The organism is Chryseobacterium foetidum (genome assembly GCF_025457425.1).
Lineage (GTDB): Bacteria > Bacteroidota > Bacteroidia > Flavobacteriales > Weeksellaceae > Chryseobacterium > Chryseobacterium foetidum.
This window is the reverse complement of record NZ_JAMXIA010000001.1, coordinates 677,991-696,821: the sequence shown is the minus strand read 5'-3', so window position 1 is coordinate 696,821 and position 18,831 is coordinate 677,991. Positions and strand designations below refer to the sequence as shown.

Genomic DNA, 18,831 nt, shown 5'->3' with positions numbered 1-18,831 from the left:
TTTAGAAGCGAAATTTTGAAAAACAAAAAAAAAATCGAACATGAACATCATTATTTTAATCATAGCACTCACCTGTATTGCGAGCTTCGCCGCTCCCGCAGGATCCCCGAACTTTGAAAAATTCAAGTTTAATGTGGGAGCCATTAAGTACAGTAAAGAATATGTAAGATTGCTTTCAGCAGGCTTTCTACACGCCGATTTTATCCATCTTGCTCTGAATATGTATGTTCTGTACATGTTTGGACCCTATGTTTTGGAAGCTTTTGGGCTCGTCGGCTTTCTTCTCATTTATATTGGGTCAATCTTGGTGGGAAATCTTTTTTCATTATTAATCTACAAGAACCAAGGCTGGTATTCGGCTATAGGAGCAAGTGGAGGTGTTGCCGGAATTATATTTGCCGGAGTTTCTCTAGATCCTGACGTAATTAGAATTGGAATTATTTTTCTTCCGTCTGCATTTGCATTGCCTGGTTACATTTTTGGCCTGCTTTATTTTGGTTATTCAGTTTACAGCATGTTGAATCCCAGAAGCAACGATAATATCGGTCACGCAGCACATTTAGGCGGAGCTTTTTTTGGTTTACTTATTTCAGTTTCGATGTTTCCACAGTTGGCTATGGAAAATGCGTTATTTTTATTCATTATGTCGCTGCCGTTGCTTTATTTGGCATTCGAAATATTTGTAAGAAAAAAAATCGGTTAAAAGTAACCGATTTTTTTTGTGAAAATTTTATTGAAATTTATCTAATTCCAAAAACGAAACGGTCATTTCCGCTCAGATCTTGAACCAGCTCAGAATGCGCTAAATTTTGATATAAATCTAAAGTTTCCTGACCCAGTTTCTGATTGATTTCAAGGAAAACCAAACCGTTTCTATTTAAATATTTTCCGCAGTCATCCGCAATTTTTCTGTAAAAAATCAAAGCATCTGAAGTTGGAGAAAAAAGAGCCATTTTCGGCTCAAATTCTTTTACAGAATCAGCGATTTCCGTTTCTTCATCTACTCCGATGTACGGTGGATTTGAAATAATGACGTCGAAATTTTCATTTAAATCTAAATTTAAATAATCTGCATGAATAAAATTAATATTCAAATCATGAAATTCTGCATTTCTCTTTGCCGTTTCCAGAGCTTTTTCAGAAAAATCGATGGAAGAAACTTCTGCGTCGGGAAAATGCTTCTTCAAAACCAAAGGAATGATGCCGCTGCCGGTTCCGATGTCGAGGATTTTGAGGGTTTGAGGGTTTGAGAGTTTGGGGGTTTTAGGGTGGGAGTACTCTGGGGTTTGAGAGTCAGAGGGTTCCAGGGTTTTAGGGTTTAAAAGTTGCGGGAGCTTCGTGTCAGGCTGAGCTTGTCGAAGCCTTGAAATTTTTTGAATAGCAATTTCCAGCAATTCCTCAGTTTCAGGTCTTGGAATTAAAACGTTTTCATCCACAAAAAACATCATTCCATAAAATTCGGTTTCGCCTAAAATCTGTAGATACGGTTTTCCGGTTTTCAAATCTGAAATAATGTTTTCAAATTGAATCTGAATATCTTCCGAAACATTTTCATCAGAAAACTGCCGCTGCTGAACTGCATTCAATTCAAAAATTGACTCAGCAAATATCTGAAAAATAAAACCGCTTTCAGATTCGGAATAAATCTCTGAAAGTTGCTGTATAAAATGTTTTTTTAAATCTGAAAATGTCATTTTTTCTAATAAAACATCTCTGTTTTTCTTGTTTTTAGTTCAATTCTGTTTTCACCGACAGAAAATTCATCCATCAGAGGCAACTGTATTTTTTTGCTGACTGTTTCTTTCCAGCGGCTTGTTTTCGGTTTGTCTATATTATCACTGCAGTCTTCCGAACTGTGCTCAAACACGGCGATTCCCGTCGATAAATTGTAATCTAAAGAGTCAAAGTAATCGCACGGCGAACCGAAATTTACGCTTGCACCAATGAGGTACCAGTTTTGATTTTGAAATCTGTACCGATGGGTGTAACTCCATTTTTGCCTGCTTCCGCCAAAATGACTTACAATTATTGTTTTATTTCGAATGCTGATTCCCTCAAACGGATTTCCCATCATTCCGCCGTGGGCTGTAGACAGTACGGGTTTGGTAGATTGATGCCACAAAGTCCAGTCTTCACCTGCTTTCTTAAAGATTACAAGTGCCTGTTCGAATCCCAAATCTCCTTCAATTGGAGTTTCATAAACGCAAACGGCTTCATCGCCGGCTTCGTCATCCAGATTACCAAATTCTTTGGCTTTTAAAGTCCAGAATTCCGGAGTAAAATCTTCAATATTTTTGGCTTTTTTCAGATTGATCTGGGTTTCGAAATCGCCGTTTTTTACTGCGGTATCAAAATCTTCAATTTTCTTTTTCTTATGAATTGCAATTTTAGGAATATTGTTTCGTATCGAATTTGCTATTTCAGGAAGTTCAGGTAACTTAAAATTTCTTTGAACAGTGGCAGAATTGTAGTATTTTATCTCACGATATTCATAATCTATAAGTTCTTTTTCTGCATTAATTCCCGAATCCACATCTTTTCTGAAATGTTTTTTTGAGGTCCAGTTTCCCTGTTTATCGTATACGTATTCAAACGTATTTTCGCTCAGAGGATGCCCTGTGTATTCTATACTTTGCTCAAAAACCAGGTTTTTGTGCTCATCATATTTTCGGGTTATTTTCGTAGACTTTTCAGTTCCTAAAATATGATATTGCTGTTCGGTTTGGTTCTTATAATTGTCTGAATAAGAAAATTCGGTTTTATTTTCAAGACTGTTGTGATTCTGATACCAAATTTCCGATGTCAAACGACCGCTTTCATCGTATTCAAAGGTTACGTCACGATTTTCTACAATGTAATCTTTTATTTTAGTAGGTTGATATTTTCCGTTGATCCAACGGTATTCATGAACTTTGGATTGGTAAAGAGGAGTTGTTTTAGTAAGTATCGGGAATTCAAATTCGTATTTTTCTTCGTTGGCCAAAGAATCATAACCGTAATCCATTATTTTAACATTAGTTTTTTTCTCATCTGAAGAATAATGATATTTGGTGTAGCCTTCAAAGAAATTTTTCTTTCTCTGATCAGATTTATAATAAATTTCTTCATCTAAAAGTCCGTCAGGATTATAGAAAAGCCATTTGTAAGAATTTCCATATTTACTTTCAGCAGTTTCTTTCAGAATCAACTCATTCTTATCATAGTGAAATTTCTCAGTTATAAATGTTTCAGAAGATCTGTATTGACTGTACTTTTTCCTTCCATCCTGTAAATACTCTGTATAGGTCTGCTTCGTGTAAGGAATTCCGTTGAATCTGGCAGAAATGCTCCCTTTATTCTGGGGTTTTTTATATTCAGTTACAGAGAAAATATTTTTTGAAGTATATTTTATTGTGTCCTCGTAAGCACTGTTATAAGTATCATTGTCAAGAAATCCGTTGATTGAAAGGATTTTCTTTTCCTGCGAACAGCAAACCATGAAACTCATTGTGAAAACAAGTTTTAGGGCGAATTGTAACAGTTCAGTCAGGACTTTCATGATTTACCTCACAAAAACCAAGTTAGTATCTGTAGATTTTTCCTCATCAATCCTGTAGCCTTCATAGTTGAAAGCTTTTACATCATTTAAATTTTTTGCGTTGGTTTCAGCACAAAACCTTACGACCAAACCTCTTGCGTGTTTCGTGTAAACAACGATTGTTTTTGGCTTTCCGTTTTTCAATTCATAAAAATCAAAATCGATGACCTGATGATTGAGTTTCTTTTTATCAATCACTTTAAAGTACTCATTGCTCGCAAGATTGAGAACAATTTCATTCTTTTTTAATTCAGAATTCAGCTGTTCAGTCACTTTGTCTGTCCAGAACGAATAAAGATTTTTATACTCTTCAAATTCAAACGGCCGACCCATTTCAAGACGGTAAAGCATTACTTTATCCGAAGGTTTCAGCAAACCGTACAATCCGGAAAGAATTCTGTAATTTTTCTGAAGATAATCCACCGCTTTTTTATCCAGAGTTTTCGCATCTAAACCTCTGTAAACCTCGCCCGTAAAGGCAAACATTGCCGGCGCGGAATTTTTTGCTGTCGGTTTGGCATTCCATTTTTGATTTCTTTCCCAGTTCTCGTCAGCGAGTTTTGGCGAAATATCCATTAAATCTGAAAGATATTTCGGTGTTTTCTCCTTTAAATATTTGTGAATATGTGCTGCGTCATCAATGAATTTCGGCGTAGAAGATCTCAGAAGATCAGTCGTATTTTCTACATTCATCAATTTGGCTGGCGAAGTAATAAGTTTCATAAAAATAAAAATTGAATCTAAAAACCTTAAGCATTGAACTTTAAACCTTAAACTAAACAATACCTTTTCCCTGACGGATAATTTCCGGTTCCCCCGATGTCAGGTCAACAATCGTAGACGCAACATTATCGCCATATCCGGAATCAATTACGATGTCAACCAGATGATCATATTTCTCGGCAATCAGTTCCGGATCGGTAGAATATTCGATGATTTCGTCATCATCGTGAATGGAAGTGGAGGCAATAGGATGTCCCAGTTTCTCCACAATCAGCTGCGGAATCGGATGATCAGGAACTCTGATCCCGATTGTTTTGTGATTTTTATAGGCTAAAGGTAGACTTTTGTTGGCTTCCAGAATAAAAGTGAAAGGTCCCGGAAGGTGGCTTTTCAAAAACCTGAAAACTGAAGTGTCAATAGGTCTTGTAAAATCAGAAAGGTGGCTCAAATCATTACAGATAATTGAGAATTTTGCTTTCTCTAGCTTCTGCTTTTTGATTTGTGCAAGTTTTTCCATGGCTTTGATGTCGAAAATATTGCATCCCAAAGCATAGATTGTATCAGACGGGTAGATGATGAGTCCGCCGTTGTTCAGGGTTTTAATGACCTCGTTGATAAGGTTTTCCTGAGGATTGTCGGGGTAGATTCTGAGTATTTTAGCCATAGAACAAAGATAGTAATAAATAAAATTATTTCCTGCGAAATCCTTTATTTAAAAGAAATATTAGGAATTGTAAAATATTGTCGTATATTTGCAATCCAATATCGCGGGATGGAGCAGTAGGTAGCTCGTCGGGCTCATAACCCGAAGGTCATCGGTTCGAGTCCGGTTCCCGCTACTAATTTATTACAATCGTTACAGTCGGTACGATTTAAAAGAAACACCGCGGGATGGAGCAGTAGGTAGCTCGTCGGGCTCATAACCCGAAGGTCATCGGTTCGAGTCCGGTTCCCGCTACTAATTTATTACAATCGTTACAGTCGGTACGATTTAAAAGAAATACCGCGGGATGGAGCAGTAGGTAGCTCGTCGGGCTCATAACCCGAAGGTCATCGGTTCGAGTCCGGTTCCCGCTACTAGATTTTAATGAGAATTACGAAAGTAGTTCTCTTTTTTTTTTATCTAAACCTTATTTTCATTTAAAAAAATGGATATTTTGGATCCTGTGATGAAAAAAGAAATATAATTTTCAAAATTTTATTGAAATTCAGAATTAAAATTTTTAGATTGCATTTGAATTTAGGCTGGAATTTATTTTAAATTAAAATCAGATTTTTAAATCTAAATTGATCGGTCAACTATAGTATAATTCACATTAAAATAAAATCTATGAGCACACAACAGGAAAAGGTAGAGAAAATTGAAGCATTTATGAAAACGTGGTTTACTCGTTTTGATCAGCTTGACGAGAACAGTTACTTCACACAGTATCTTTCTGACGATGTAAAAATGAAGTTCCCCGGAAATGACGAGTTCACTGGTCACGAAGGATTCAACAACTGGTTCACAGAGTCCAAAAACAGCATGCTGGGAAACACCACGCACCATGTTTCAGACATTAAAGTAACAGAAACTTCTGAAGATGAGTTTGATATTGCTTTCAACGTGAGATATGTCGCTCCGATGAAGCAGGCAAACATCGATATGGATGTAAAAGAAGACTGGAAAATGAAATGGGATAACGAAAAAGACCAGCCGGTTATCACTGAGTATATCGTGAGCTAATTGGCAAAACGTAAATATTACAAAATGAGAATCAACTTTGGTTCTCATTTTTTTTGGTTCCACAAAAGGGACAAAAGGTTTTTAGCGAAACGTAAAGCGTTTTTAAAGTTCATACAAGAATACTGCCTGTGATGACAAATATTTTAGTGCGTTTTAAAGCCCCCAATTTTTATTTATAAAATTTTTATTTTTGATTAAATGAAATCTTCACATGAAAGAAACTGAAAAACATAACGAGCGGGTTGCCAAACTGACCTTCGCTTCTGTCTATCCTCATTACGTAACCAAGGTGGAAACTAAAGGGAGAACAAAAGAAGAGCTGCATCAGGTAATCGAGTGGCTTACAGGATTTGATGAAAATAAACTGCAGGAACTCATCAGTGAAAAAATTACCTTTGAAACTTTTTTCGAAAGGGCAAATCTGCACCCGAATGCGGAATTGATAACCGGAACGATTTGTGGCTACAAAATTCAGGAGATAGAAAATCCGCTCACGAGAAAAGCAAGATATTTAGATAAATTAGTTGACGAACTGGCAAAAGGAAAGAAAATGGAGAAAATTCTGAGACAGTAATTTAAAATTCAATTAAATCAGAACCTAAATTTTTAAGCAAAAAAAATCCGCTTCGAAAAGCGGATTGAATTTTTTAATTTACAAGAGAGTTGAAAGGCTGTAATTTCAAATCATCTGATTTCAGACTTTCGAAATATTTTGTTTTTTCAACACCTTTCATATTGGCTGTAGCGCCTGCAGCAGACGTAAAATCTTTATCAATTGTCGTTGCGATCTCTGTGGGCTTCAGGTCTTTTTTCACCTCTTCATCATCAACACCTAAGAAACCGTTCTTTTTAGTCAGATATGAAATGAAATTATCATATTTAGTCAAAGTGCTTCTGAAATATTGCGTGTGGTAATTTAAACACTTGGTAGCAACTTTTTTCTTTTTGTTAACGATGCAGCTTGCAAGGTTTCCTTTATATAAATCAAATTCCTGAGAAACTGCGTTGTACTCTTTTCTCAAAGCTTCTGTTCCGTTGGTAAGAATAGTTTGGTCTCCTTCTTTTTCGCTAGTTTTCTTTAAATATTCAATTACGACAGGCACCGTAGCTTCAATTTTTGATTTTGCCTCAGTAATTGATCCAAATACCGATGACTGCGCAAATGTGAATGAAGATGTGCACATCAAAATTACAGCCAGTAGAGTATATCTTTTCATAAATAGATTTTTATAATTTTTTTGAGACCACTAAAATAAATATTTTTTCTTATTTTTTCTCACTTCCTCATCATTTTATTTAATAAATTTTAACAAGTTTTAAGAATTTGAATGAACTTGATTATTATCAATGAATTATTATCAGTTTCATTAAATACTAAATTGTGTTAAATATTAAAATTATTGTATTGAAAATCAGTTATTTGAGTTAATTCAAATCTTTATCACTATAAAAATAGTTGTATGAATTGATTTAATTTCTACATTTGTATCACTAAGTAATTAGTTATAAATATTGATTTTAATAAATGAAAATACAGAATCTTACCAAAGCAGAAGAACAAATCATGCAGTATCTCTGGAAACTTGAAAAAGGTTTCTTAAAAGATGTGCTCGATCTTTTTCCGGAGCCAAAGCCTCATACTAATACCGTTTCCACTATTTTAAAGGTTTTAAAAGACAAAGATTTTGTGGATTATAATGTAATTGGCAGACAGCACGAATATTTTGCTTTGATTTCTAAAGATCAGTACTCCGGAAAGACGATGAAAAGTCTGGTGAAAAATTACTTCAAAGGTTCCTATAAAAGTGCAGTTTCCTTCCTTGTAGAAGAAAGCGAAATGAGTGTTGAAGATCTTGAAATGCTCCTCAAAGAACTAAAAAACAAAAGCTGATATGGAAAATCTCTTCATCTATATTCTGAAACTTTTTGCATGCTCGGGTGTAATGTTTCTTTACTATCAGTTGTCTTTAAAAGACAAGACCTTTCATCACTACAACAGGTTTTACCTTTTGGCTACAATGCTGGTTTCGATATTTTTACCACTGCTGAGAGTTGAAGATTTTACCATCGAAGTGAGCGACCGGATTTACCTTCTTTTTGAGCAGGTACAAAGTTTTAAAACTCCAAAAAACATCAATAATGACCACACTTATTTTAGAATTATTTTTTCGGCTCTGGGATTGGTTTCTCTCTTTTTTATAGTTAAAATTCTTACAGGAATTTTTAAAATCGAGAAATTAAAAAATAGTTTCCGAAAAGAACAGATAAAAGGCATCAACTTTTATCAGACCGATCTTACAGACGCACCTTTTTCCTATTTCAGAAACCTGTTCTGGAAAGATTCCATCACTTTGGATTCTGATGTCGGGAAACAAATCCTGAAACATGAAATGGTGCATATTGAGCAGAAACACAGCATCGACAAGATTTTTGCTGAAGTGATCACAGCAGTTTTCTGGTTCAATCCGTTTTTCTATTTAATTAAAAAAGAAATCAGTTTAATACACGAATATCTTGCTGACAACAAGGCTGTTGAGAAAAAAGACACCAAAGCATTTGCGCAGATGCTTCTGACCAGTCATTTTTCGGGGACGGCACTTCCTGCGGCGAGTCCGTTTCTTAATTCAAACCTCAAAAAAAGATTACAGATGTTACAAAAACCCAATACCAAATTTGGTTACACAAGAAGAATTTTAGCTTTACCTATCGTATTTACGGTTGCTTTTGCTTATTTGGTTAATGCAAAAAACACAGAAATAAAAAAGACCAATATTGAAATTGAAAAGGCAGTTTCAGAAATTAAAAAAGATACTATCGTTCCAAAAGAGAAGATTGTTTTCAATGAAAAAATTGCTCCGCCAAGATTAAAAAAAGAAGTTCTGGCTGAAAAGAAAATCTCTGAACTAAGCACAAAAATTGAAAAAGAATCTAAAAATCTGAAGGTTTTAAAACCGGATTCACAGGAATTCAAAGCAAGTCTGCAGGAGATTGAGAAACTTTCAGAGGAGATAAGTAAGACTGTGAATACACAGCAATTTCATTTCAGCATTCCTGAAATGGATAGTGAAAAGATGGCAAAATTATTTAATTCAGATAAATGGAAGAGTGAGGTTGAGCGTCTTAAAACGATGAACATAGAGCTTCCTGATCTTTCAAATATGGATTTTACCGGAGATGATATAAAGTTACCTGATGGAACCAAAGTGAAATTTCATAAACAAAATTTAAATATAGATAGAAACTGGATGCCTGGAAGCGAAGTTTTCCTTGACAAAAAAGAAAGTCCCGAGAACGCAAAACGCAGAGCCAAACTTGAAAAAGAAGCTGCAAAACTAAATGCCAAAAGAGCTAAACTTGAAGGTGAACGTGCAAAGATTGAAGCAGAAAGAAGAATGCTGGATGGTAGAAATTCAATGGTCATTCGATCTGTAAAAAATATTTCAGCTCCTTTTCCACCGGTGGTTGGAAGAACTACAACAATGAGGTTTCCAAATGGAGGAGTCAATGTTTCAAAACCGAAAATCTTTAGTATGCATGGTGACTCAAATATCAAATACTATCTGGACGATAAGGAAATCACTGAAGCAGAATTTAAAAAACTTGACAGTAAAAATTTCAAAAGAATGACCGTTAACAAGCAAAACACAGACGGGAAAAGTTCTGGCGAGATCCGTATTGAAACGAAATAATCTATTTTTAAAATGAAAAAACTTCTAACTACGGGTTTTATTCTGACATTGATTTTTGCTCAGGCTCAAACCAACAGGTTTTTCTACGACTACAAATTTGTTCCGGATATCAACGATAAAGCTGATGTGAAAACTGAAATGATGGTTTTGGATATCGATTCAAGAGGTTCTTCTTACTACAGTCACGCAACTTTTGTAGCAGATTCTACTCAGAAAGCTGATATTGAAAAGCAGATTCAGATGAATCCGAACAGTATTAATATTAAAAGAACTGATAAGCCTGGGCAAATCACTTTTAAAGTAACTAAAACTTATCCTGATTTTAAAACTTCTCTGTACAGAAAAATCTCAAGCGACCAATATAAAATTACCGAAGATTCTAAGCCTGAGTGGAAGATCTCCGGTGAAAAACAGAAAATCGGAGAGTACAACACCCAAAAAGCAACCACGAGCTTCGGCGGAAGAGAGTGGACCGCTTGGTTCACGCAGGATATTCCTTTTCAGGATGGTCCGTACAAATTTTATGGTTTGCCTGGCCTTATTGTGAAAATCGAAGATGCTACCGGAACGCACGTGATGACACTGGCAGGAAATAAAAAGATCAAAGCAGCTTCACAGGAAACGGAACTTAATCTTCCAACGGAAGTCCGTGTTTTTGGAATGGGCGGTAAAGAAATTGAAATCACGGAAGACCAGTTCAGAAAAGTCTGGAAAGCCTACGTAGCTGATCCTACAAAAAATATGCGCGAAATGATGCAGAAAAATACAGACACCAACCGCGTAGTTTTTAAAACTAAAACTGCCGATGGCAGAGAAATTTCAGATCCAAACCAGGTTTTCAGAGAAATGGAAAAGAAAGCCAAAGAAGGTTTTAAGAAAAATAACAATCCGATAGAACCTGATTTGCAGAAGTAGATGATTGGTAGGGTTTTAGGGTTTGAGAGTGTTAGAGTTTGAGAGTTATAATGCGATCTTATCTTCCAAAAAAAATTCCGCAGTTTCATTGAAACTGCGGAATTTTTGTATAAATTTATTTTGATATTATTTCTTTCCTGTGATCCACTGATCCTGAAGTTTTTTCTCAGCAGCAGTTGGATTGGCTTTAAAACCTAAAGTTTCAACCGTCATTTTATCGAGAATGGCTTTTCCTTTTAAATCTATTTTTTCAGATTTACCGTCTTTATTTCTCAAAACGGTAAGCGTTACATTCTGTCCGTCTTTTACGCTTTTCGCATAGTTGATAAACTCCTGAATATTCTGAATGTTGATGATTTTTCCATCCAGAGCAACTACTTCATCTGTAATTTTAAAACCGACAGATTTTGCAAAAGGTGAAAGAGCAGAGCTTTCGTCAAAAATAAAAGTGTTGTTTTTATCGTTGTAACCCGTCTGATTCGGATCTTTTACAAACCAGAAAATCGGTGGTGTATCCTGCTTCTGTACTTCAACTCCGACTTCTTTCAGGTACTTTTCATACGGTGTAGCCTCACTTCCGGCAATATATTTATTGTAAAAATCTCTCACCTGCGGATAGCCTGTAACTTCAACCAGTTCGTCAATCAGTTTATCATCTTTGAAAGGTTTGTTTTCACCAAATCTTTGAGACAGTTTTCTGATCATATCACGGTAGCCCATTTCGCCGTTGGAAAGTTTTCTCAATTCAATATCCAGACACATCGCCAGCAATGCTCCTTTTTCGTAAACATTTCTGTATTGGTCTTTGTACTCGTCTTTCAGAATGTTTTTACTCATCACTGTAAACGGCATTGTGTCGTTGTAATTTTTAGAATTAGTGATTTTGTCGGTCATTCTTTTCAGAAATTCGTCTCTTGTAATCAGACCTTCCTGAATCTGGAAAAGATTGGCAAAATACTCAGTTCCACCTTCGTACATCCACAAATGCTGAGACATTTTCGGGTCTGCATAATCGAAATAATGAATTTCTTCAGAATGCACTTTCAAAGGATTTACTGTGTGGAAAAATTCGTGAGAAACAACGTCTGTTATGGTTTGGTCAATAGCTTCTTTAGGCATCATTTCAGGCAACACAACACTTGTGGATTCGTGATGTTCCAACGCTCCGAAACCTTTGATCTGAGGACCGTCTGTACCTGCAAGATAAAGCATGATTGCATATTTTTTATTGGTATTCATATCGCCCAGAAATTTCTTTTGAGCAATGACCATTTTCTCTAAATTTTCTTTAAAATCTGCAGCTTTATACTTTCCCGTCGGAGAATAAACGCCTAAAACCAGCTCCATTCCTCCTGCGTTAAAGGTTACGTAATCCGGCTTGGTGTACATCAGCGGAGAATCGGTCAGTTTAGCATAATTTGCCAAAGTAAAAGTGTCAGTATCTTCAGATTTATCCTGATCTACCAACGCTGTTGTTCCGTAGAAATCCTTTGGTTTTTTTACGATTAACTGATAAGGCACATCCTGCATATTCTCGATATAACCAACGAAACCATGGGTGTTGACAAGATAAACTTTTCCTTCTTCGATATTGGTTCCTGATGGTGAAAATACCGCTTTGTGCTTGGTATTATCCATTTCATCATCGAAACTGTCGTTTACCCAATACGTAACTTTATTTAAATTCTGTGCATTTTTTAAAGTATAGGAATTGTCATTCACCTTTGTGAACTTCAGTTCTTTTCCTTTGTTGTCAAGAAATTTTATTCCTTCAATAAACCTTCCGTAATCGTCTGTTGAATATGTTCCCGGAACTGTTTTCGGAAAGTGGAATTTCACATCGCCCGATTTCATTTTCGGAAATTCAAGACTTACATTTACTTTATCGTCTTTAATGTTGACAAGGTCAATTTGCGTCTTCACAGACTGTGCATTAAATGCTATTGCGGATAAAAGTCCTAAGCTGATTGCAATTTTTTTCATGCTGATTTAATTTGCTTAAGTAGTTGCAGCAAAACTGATTTTGTTACAGAACAGATGTTAAAAAAAAGCAAAACCGAACGTGCGATTTTGCTTTTCCAATGTTTTTCAGCCTCAGTCTGAACCTCAACCTAATTTACCTTTTGATATCTGATGTAATTATTTTTATTAAACTCTACTGCACCATCATTTTTCAACTTCATCGTCTGCCATTCTTCAGTAGGTTTTATCCATTCGCCGCTAATTTTTAAAGGAAGTTTAAAATTTTTAACGACTTTGCTGTATTTAAATTTCAGTTCATTTCCTTTTTGAGAATATTCCAGAACCGGAACATCTGTAGTTCTTAAATACTGATTAAAAACCGACGAAAAGTCGATTCCCGATTTATCAGAAATGTATTTTTCAATTTGCTCTGTGGTAACTGTCTGGTGGTAAAAATCCTTATTTAAACCTCGTAAAATCTGTCTGAATTTCTCATCATTATCAATCACCTGACGGATGGTGTGAAGCATGCTCGCACCTTTAGGATACATATCGCCGCTGCCTTCATTTCTTACACCATATTTCCCAATAATTGGAACATCATTACTAATCGAACGCTGAACTCCCTGAGCATAAATCTCGGCGGATTTTTTATCCATATATTTTTCGGTAAAAAGCACTTCAGAATACATCGTAAAACCTTCATGAACCCACATGTCTGCCTGATCTTTTGCGGTGATATTGTTGGCAAACCACTCGTGACCACTTTCGTGAACAATAATGTAATCCCACTTTAAACCTACTCCCGTTCCGGATAAGTCGCTGCCCAGATAACCGTTCATATATTGATTTCCGTACGCAATATTGCTCTGATGTTCCATTCCTAAATATGGCGAATCAACGAGTTTGTAAGAATCTTCATAAAAAGGATAGGGACCGAACCAATATTCAAAAGCTTCAAGCATCGGTTTTACCTGCTGAAACTGTTTTTTTGCTTTATCTAAATTATAGTCAATCACCCAATAGTCCAAATCAAGCTTTCCTTTTTCGCCATTGTATGTGTCTTTAAAATTCACGTATTTTCCTATGTTGGGGATGATAGAGTACGCGTTTATTGGATTTTTAACTTCCCAGATATAAGCGGTTTTGTTACCTTCCTCTTTTTTGCTGATCAGTCTTCCGTTTCCGATACCAACGAGATCTTTCGGAGTAATAATTTTCATCGTGATTCCCTGATCAGGCTCGTCGCTCCAGATATCTTTTGTCGGAAGCCATACGGAGGCGCCAATTCCTTCATCAGCAACGCTCATCCACGGGTTTCCTTTCTCATCTTTTGTGAAAACCCATCCACCGTCCCAGGGAGCACGCTTGGCAATCGTCGGTTTTCCGGAATACGTTACGTCAATCGTATATTTTTCTCCTTTTTTAAAATTCTTTTTGGTGGAAATGAAAATAAAATCTCCATCTTGCTTAAAAACATTTGTCGTAGGGAAACTGCATTCAATTTTATCGGCTTTCATTGGTTTTTGCAAATCAATCTGAAAAACGGGGTTCGAAATGTCTTTTGTGATTTCAAAACTGATCTTATTATTTCCTTTAATACTTTTTGAAGCAAAATCCGGTTCAACTGAAAGATCATACCTTTTTACATCCCAGAAATTCCTGAATTTGGTATCTGAACCTTTTAAAGTATCCTGTTTTGTAAAGGTTTTACCATGCTCAAAAAACTGCCCGAAAGCTAGTGATGAGGCGAAAAGCAGCGAGAAAGTGATTTTTTTCATAGGTTATGTATATTTCAAAAATAGAGAATTAATTTTTGGTAAGTCGCAAAAATGTTCTTGAAGTAACAGTTTATATCAAATTAAAATAAAAAAGCAGCTTTAAATTAATAAAACTGCTCAATATAATTTGTTTGAAATTTTCTTTAATCCTGTTTTGCGAGTCTTGCATTTGCCTTCTGCACTCTCTTGTAAGTGTATCCCGAAGCCAGAATACTGAACTCATATAAAGCAAGAAGTGGCAAGGCTGCCATCATCATACTTAAAACGTCTGCCGGAGTAATAATCGCTGCAACCACCATTATTAAAACTATGGCATGACGGCGGTACGTTCTCATAAACATCGGCGTTAAAATTCCGATGGATGTGAGGAAGTAAATCAAAATAGGGAATAAAAATACAACACCCATTCCCAATACAACCTGTAAAAACAATGTCGTGTAATCGCTCAGGTCATAAAGCGGAATAATAATGTTTGAAATCTTAAAAATCACCCCAAAATTTACCGCAAATGGTAAAATTAGATAGTAACCGCAAAGAACTCCTGCTAAAAACAGTATCCAAACCGAATTGATAATAAAAATTGAATTTTTTCTCTCTCTCGGATGCAAGGCCGGACTGATAAATCTCCACAATTCCCAGATAATGTACGGAAAGGCCAAAACGATACCTCCAAAAATAGATACTGCCATCATTACATTAAACTGTTGATAAAGCCTTTGTACACGCACAGGAAAATCCTTTGGAAGCGTGATGCTGTCTTCACCCAAAATCATTCTTGAGAAGTGATTGGCAATTCTGAAAGTCGGGAAATCATTACGGGTAGGACCAAAAAACACATGATCCATAATCCATTCTATATTATATCCGATAATAAATGCTGCGATGATAATCGCTATAATTGCGCGGATGAGATGTCCTCTCAGCTCGCCAATATGTCCCCAGAAAGACATGTCTTTACCTTCGCTCACAAAATATTTTTTAAGTTTTTCAAATTTAGGAAAAAAAGCGGGTGTTAAGCGCAGGATTAATTGAAATTCGGGATTTAAAATTTAAGATTTAAAATTCAAGATTCAAAATTTAATATTTAAGATTAAAAACCTGAGTTACTCATTTAAGTTTAGCTTAACCTTAACCTCAACCTAATTAATCCCCTCATCCAAGAGTTTATGTAAATCAATAATACCGAAATATTTTCCGTTTTCGGTTACGACAAGCTGACCGATGTTGTTGTCCTTCAGGATTTTCATAGCGTCTTTTGCCAGGGAATTTCTTTCGACCGTCTTGGGATTCAGAGACATAATGTCTTTTGCTGATACTTCAGAAATATTAATTTCATTCATCAGCATTCTTCGAAGATCGCCGTCGGTAATCACTCCAATAATATTTTCGTTGTCTGTGACGACGGTAATTCCGTGTCTTGAACTGCTTATGGAAATGATGACATCTTTCACACTGTCATTTTCAGAAACCTGAGGTTTTTGTGAAGATAGGAAATCATCAACTTTTGAAATCAGGTTTTTACCCAGACTTCCGCCTGGATGAAATTTAGCAAAATCATTAGCCTTAAAATCATTCAGTTCCATTAAACTTACTGCCAAAGCATCTCCCAAAGCCATCTGAACGGTTGTTGAGCTCGTCGGAGCAAGTTTGATTGGGCATGCTTCCACATCAACGTGTGTATCAAGAATAATATCTGAAAATTCAGCTAGCTTACTGCTTTTATTCCCTGTCATTCCTATTAAAGAAGAAGAATAGTCTTTTAAATAAGGAACAAGGCTCACAATCTCAGGAGAATTTCCCGAATTTGATATGCATAAAACCACATCCTGCTTTTGGATTACACCCAAATCACCATGAATAGCTTCTGAAGCGTGAAGAAACTGAGAAGGTGTTCCTGTAGAATTCAGCGTTGCAACCATTTTATTGGCTACGTGGGCAGATTTTCCGATCCCTACAACGATGAGTTTTCCCGTGGCAGCATGAATGGTTTGCACCGCTTTTTCAAAATCGCCGTCAATTCTGTTTTTCAGTTTTTCGAGCTCGGCAATTTCTATTTCAAGTGTTTTTTTTGCGTTGGAAATAATGTCGTTTGTATACATTTTTGTCGTATATTACAATTGAAAAAATAGACACAGAATCTATTTATATTTACTATAAATTTTATTTTTATAAATTCGTTCGCTTTTATTTTAAGCAAAATTTTTATAACTTTGGAATAGATGCAAATTTAGCAATACAAAATTAGATGAGCGCAAAAAAAGCCAATATATCAGGCGAATTAAAAAAATACTTTGGATTTTCTACCTTCAAAGGTCAGCAGGAGCAAATCATAGAAGATTTACTGAACGGAAAGGATGTTTTTGTCCTTATGCCTACAGGTGGAGGTAAATCTCTCTGTTACCAGCTTCCTGCACTGATTTCTGAGGGAACTGCCATCGTGGTTTCACCGCTTATTGCTCTGATGAAAAATCAGGTGGACGCAGTCAACGGACTCTCATCAGATGAAGGTGTAGCCCATGTTTTGAATTCATCACTTAACAAAACTCAGACCAAAAAGGTTTTTGACGATATTAAAGCAGGAAAAACCAAACTGCTCTACGTTGCTCCGGAATCGCTGATAAAAGAAGATTATCTCGAATTTTTCAAAGAGGTAAAAATATCGTTTGTAGCCATTGATGAGGCGCACTGTATCTCAGAATGGGGTCACGATTTCAGACCTGAATACCGAAATTTAAAATCAATTATAGATAAAATTGCCGATGTTCCGGTGATTGCTTTAACCGCAACTGCTACTCCGAAAGTTCAGGATGATATCCAGAAAACTTTGGGGATGACTTCAGCAGCGGTCTACAAGGAAAGTTTCAACAGGCCTAACCTTTATTACGAAGTAAGACCGAAAGTAAACGTTGACAAGGAAATTGTAAAATTTATCAATCAGCACAAAGGAAAATCTGGTATTGTATATTGTTTAAGCCGAAGAAAAGTGGAGGAATTTGCCCAGCTTCTTCAGGTAAACGGGATCAATGCACTTCCTTACCACGCAGGTCTTGACCAAAAAATAAGGGTCGCTAATCAGGATAAATTTTTGATGGAGGAAGCTGATGTAATCGTTGCCACCATCGCTTTTGGAATGGGAATCGATAAACCGGATGTGCGTTTCGTTATCCATTATGATTTCCCAAAATCTCTTGAAAGCTATTATCAGGAAACCGGAAGAGCCGGAAGAGATGGTGGCGAAGGTCACTGCCTCGCATTCTACGATCCTAAAGATATTGAGAAACTGGAAAAGTTTTTAGCCCAAAAAGCTGTTTCCGAAAGAGAAATTGGTCTTCAGTTATTGAATGAAGTTGTAGGCTACGCTGAAACCTGCATGAGCAGACGACAGTATATTCTGTACTATTTCGGAGAAAGTTTCGATCCTGAAAACGGAGACGGAGCGAAGATGTGTGATAATGCATCAAATCCTCCCAAACTGACAGATGCTACGGAAGATTTTAAGAAAGTAATGCATCTCATCAATGATACAGGAGAAAAATTTAAATCTAAGGATTTGATATCAACGATCGTCGGAAAAGAAAATGCGGTTACTAAATCCTATAAATTAGAGCAAACGCCGCACTTTGGGTTTGGTAAAGACGAAAAAGAAAATTACTGGAAAACCATTTTAAGACAGGCAACTGTACAGAATTTCCTTCAGAAAGATATTGAAACCTATGGTGTTTTAAAAATTTCGGAAAAGGGAAGACAGGCACTCAAGGGCGAATTGGAAAGTTCATTTATGATTGCCGAGGACCGTGAGTTTGACCTTTCACAGACCAAAGCAGAAAGCGATCAGGTGCAGCAACAGTCGGGTGGAGGTTTAGACCAAAACTTGTTTGCACTTTTAAAGGAACTCAGAAAAAAAGTGGCCAAAAAGCACAGCATTCCGCCTTACACGGTTTTTATGGATCCGAGTCTGGAAGACATGACCGTTCAGTATCCGATTACAGTTGAAGAAATTGCCAAAATTTACGGAGTAGGAGAAGGAAAAGCCAAGAAATACGGTAAAGAATTTGCGGATTTTATTTCAAAATACGTTGAAGATAACAATATTGAGCGTACTCAGGACATGGTGTTGAAAAATGTGGCGAATAAATCGAGCCACAAAGTTTTTATCATCCAAAATACGGATAAAAAGATTGACCTTGAAGATATTGCACGAGCCAAAAATCTTTCGATGAATGATCTGTTGAAAGAAATGGAACGTATTGTTTATCAGGGTACTAAATTGAATATTGATTATTATATCGAAGAAAATTTCGATGAAGATATGGTGGATGAGTTCATGGAATTTATGAATGAATCTGAAAGTGACAGCATGAAAGTTTTGCTTGATGAGTTTGGCGATGAACTGTCTGACGAAGAAGTGAGAATGCTGAGAATAAAATTTATCAGCGACGTTGCCAATTGATTTTTAAA

The 18,831-nt window shown here is 36.1% G+C and carries 16 protein-coding genes and 3 tRNA genes; 10 read left to right on the top strand and 9 right to left on the bottom strand.

Annotation, left to right across the window (positions count from 1 at the left end):
- Window positions 1-40 precede the first annotated feature (40 nt).
- Window positions 41-703: a rhomboid family intramembrane serine protease gene (locus NG809_RS03320; protein WP_262148058.1), complete on the top strand. Its 663-nt coding sequence runs from the start codon at window positions 41-43 to the stop codon at window positions 701-703.
- A gap of 37 nt (window positions 704-740) precedes the next feature.
- Here the strand turns inward: NG809_RS03320 and prmC are convergent, their stop codons facing one another.
- The 4 genes from prmC to NG809_RS03300 are packed head-to-tail and all read right to left on the bottom strand — an operon-like array spanning window position 741 to window position 4,964.
- Entirely contained in the window at window positions 741-1,694 is a 954-nt protein-coding gene (prmC, locus tag NG809_RS03315; RefSeq protein WP_262148056.1) for a peptide chain release factor N(5)-glutamine methyltransferase, read from the bottom strand.
- Window positions 1,695-1,699: 5 nt separating this feature from the next.
- Window positions 1,700-3,538 (bottom strand): RHS repeat domain-containing protein, encoded by a 1,839-nt coding sequence (locus tag NG809_RS03310; RefSeq protein ID WP_262148054.1) that lies wholly within the window; start codon window positions 3,536-3,538, stop codon window positions 1,700-1,702.
- A 3-nt stretch (window positions 3,539-3,541) separates the two neighbouring features.
- Window positions 3,542-4,300: a peroxide stress protein YaaA gene (gene yaaA, locus NG809_RS03305; protein WP_262148052.1), complete on the bottom strand. Its 759-nt coding sequence runs from the start codon at window positions 4,298-4,300 to the stop codon at window positions 3,542-3,544.
- Between the two features lie 52 nt (window positions 4,301-4,352).
- Window positions 4,353-4,964 (bottom strand): L-threonylcarbamoyladenylate synthase, encoded by a 612-nt coding sequence (locus tag NG809_RS03300; protein ID WP_262148050.1) that lies wholly within the window; start codon window positions 4,962-4,964, stop codon window positions 4,353-4,355.
- A 102-nt stretch (window positions 4,965-5,066) separates the two neighbouring features.
- Between NG809_RS03300 and NG809_RS03295 the strand changes: the two genes are divergently transcribed.
- The 5 genes from NG809_RS03295 (at window position 5,067) to NG809_RS03275 (ending at window position 6,600) form a co-directional block, all read left to right on the top strand.
- Window positions 5,067-5,139 (top strand) — tRNA-Met (locus NG809_RS03295).
- A gap of 46 nt (window positions 5,140-5,185) precedes the next feature.
- Window positions 5,186-5,258, top strand: a tRNA-Met gene (locus NG809_RS03290).
- Between the two features lie 46 nt (window positions 5,259-5,304).
- Window positions 5,305-5,377: transfer RNA gene (locus NG809_RS03285), tRNA-Met, on the top strand.
- A gap of 253 nt (window positions 5,378-5,630) precedes the next feature.
- A complete protein-coding gene (locus tag NG809_RS03280; protein ID WP_262148049.1) occupies window positions 5,631-6,026 on the top strand; it encodes a hypothetical protein in 396 nt (131 codons plus the stop codon).
- Between the two features lie 211 nt (window positions 6,027-6,237).
- Window positions 6,238-6,600, top strand: coding sequence for a DUF2200 domain-containing protein (locus tag NG809_RS03275; RefSeq protein WP_262148047.1), 363 nt, complete (start codon window positions 6,238-6,240; stop codon window positions 6,598-6,600).
- A gap of 73 nt (window positions 6,601-6,673) precedes the next feature.
- On the opposite strand, the gene NG809_RS03270 is transcribed toward NG809_RS03275, so the two are convergent.
- Window positions 6,674-7,243 carry a hypothetical protein gene (locus NG809_RS03270; protein ID WP_262148046.1) on the bottom strand — a complete coding sequence of 190 codons (570 nt, stop codon included), beginning with the start codon at window positions 7,241-7,243 and terminating at the stop codon, window positions 6,674-6,676.
- Window positions 7,244-7,551: 308 nt separating this feature from the next.
- Between NG809_RS03270 and NG809_RS03265 the strand changes: the two genes are divergently transcribed.
- Genes NG809_RS03265 through NG809_RS03255 form a run of 3 tightly spaced genes read left to right on the top strand, consistent with a single transcriptional unit; the run spans window position 7,552 to window position 10,630 of the window.
- On the top strand, window positions 7,552-7,917 hold the full coding sequence (locus NG809_RS03265; RefSeq protein WP_262148045.1) for a BlaI/MecI/CopY family transcriptional regulator: 366 nt from the start codon (window positions 7,552-7,554) through the stop codon (window positions 7,915-7,917).
- Window position 7,918: 1 nt separating this feature from the next.
- The gene (locus tag NG809_RS03260; RefSeq protein ID WP_262148043.1) at window positions 7,919-9,715 is read left to right on the top strand and encodes a M56 family metallopeptidase; all 1,797 of its coding nucleotides are present in this window, start codon (window positions 7,919-7,921) and stop codon (window positions 9,713-9,715) included.
- A 12-nt stretch (window positions 9,716-9,727) separates the two neighbouring features.
- Window positions 9,728-10,630, top strand: a complete 903-nt coding sequence (locus tag NG809_RS03255) for a GLPGLI family protein (RefSeq protein ID WP_262148042.1) — start codon at window positions 9,728-9,730, stop codon at window positions 10,628-10,630.
- 126 nt (window positions 10,631-10,756) lie between these two features.
- Here NG809_RS03255 and NG809_RS03250 read toward each other — a convergent pair whose 3' ends face one another.
- The 4 genes from NG809_RS03250 to NG809_RS03235 all read right to left on the bottom strand — a co-directional run bounded on the left by NG809_RS03250 (window position 10,757) and on the right by NG809_RS03235 (window position 16,472).
- On the bottom strand, window positions 10,757-12,613 hold the full coding sequence (locus tag NG809_RS03250) for a M61 family metallopeptidase (protein WP_262148041.1): 1,857 nt from the start codon (window positions 12,611-12,613) through the stop codon (window positions 10,757-10,759).
- Window positions 12,614-12,741: 128 nt separating this feature from the next.
- Window positions 12,742-14,373, bottom strand: coding sequence for a M1 family metallopeptidase (locus tag NG809_RS03245; protein WP_262148039.1), 1,632 nt, complete (start codon window positions 14,371-14,373; stop codon window positions 12,742-12,744).
- A 143-nt stretch (window positions 14,374-14,516) separates the two neighbouring features.
- On the bottom strand, window positions 14,517-15,341 hold the full coding sequence (gene tatC / locus NG809_RS03240; RefSeq protein WP_262148037.1) for a twin-arginine translocase subunit TatC: 825 nt from the start codon (window positions 15,339-15,341) through the stop codon (window positions 14,517-14,519).
- Between the two features lie 171 nt (window positions 15,342-15,512).
- Window positions 15,513-16,472, bottom strand: a complete 960-nt coding sequence (locus NG809_RS03235; RefSeq protein ID WP_262148035.1) for a KpsF/GutQ family sugar-phosphate isomerase — start codon at window positions 16,470-16,472, stop codon at window positions 15,513-15,515.
- A 146-nt stretch (window positions 16,473-16,618) separates the two neighbouring features.
- Here NG809_RS03235 and recQ point away from each other — a divergent pair, with 146 nt between their 5' ends.
- Complete coding sequence (gene recQ / locus NG809_RS03230) at window positions 16,619-18,823, top strand: DNA helicase RecQ (RefSeq protein ID WP_262148034.1); 2,205 nt, start codon at window positions 16,619-16,621, stop codon at window positions 18,821-18,823.
- Window positions 18,824-18,831: the final 8 nt, after the last annotated feature.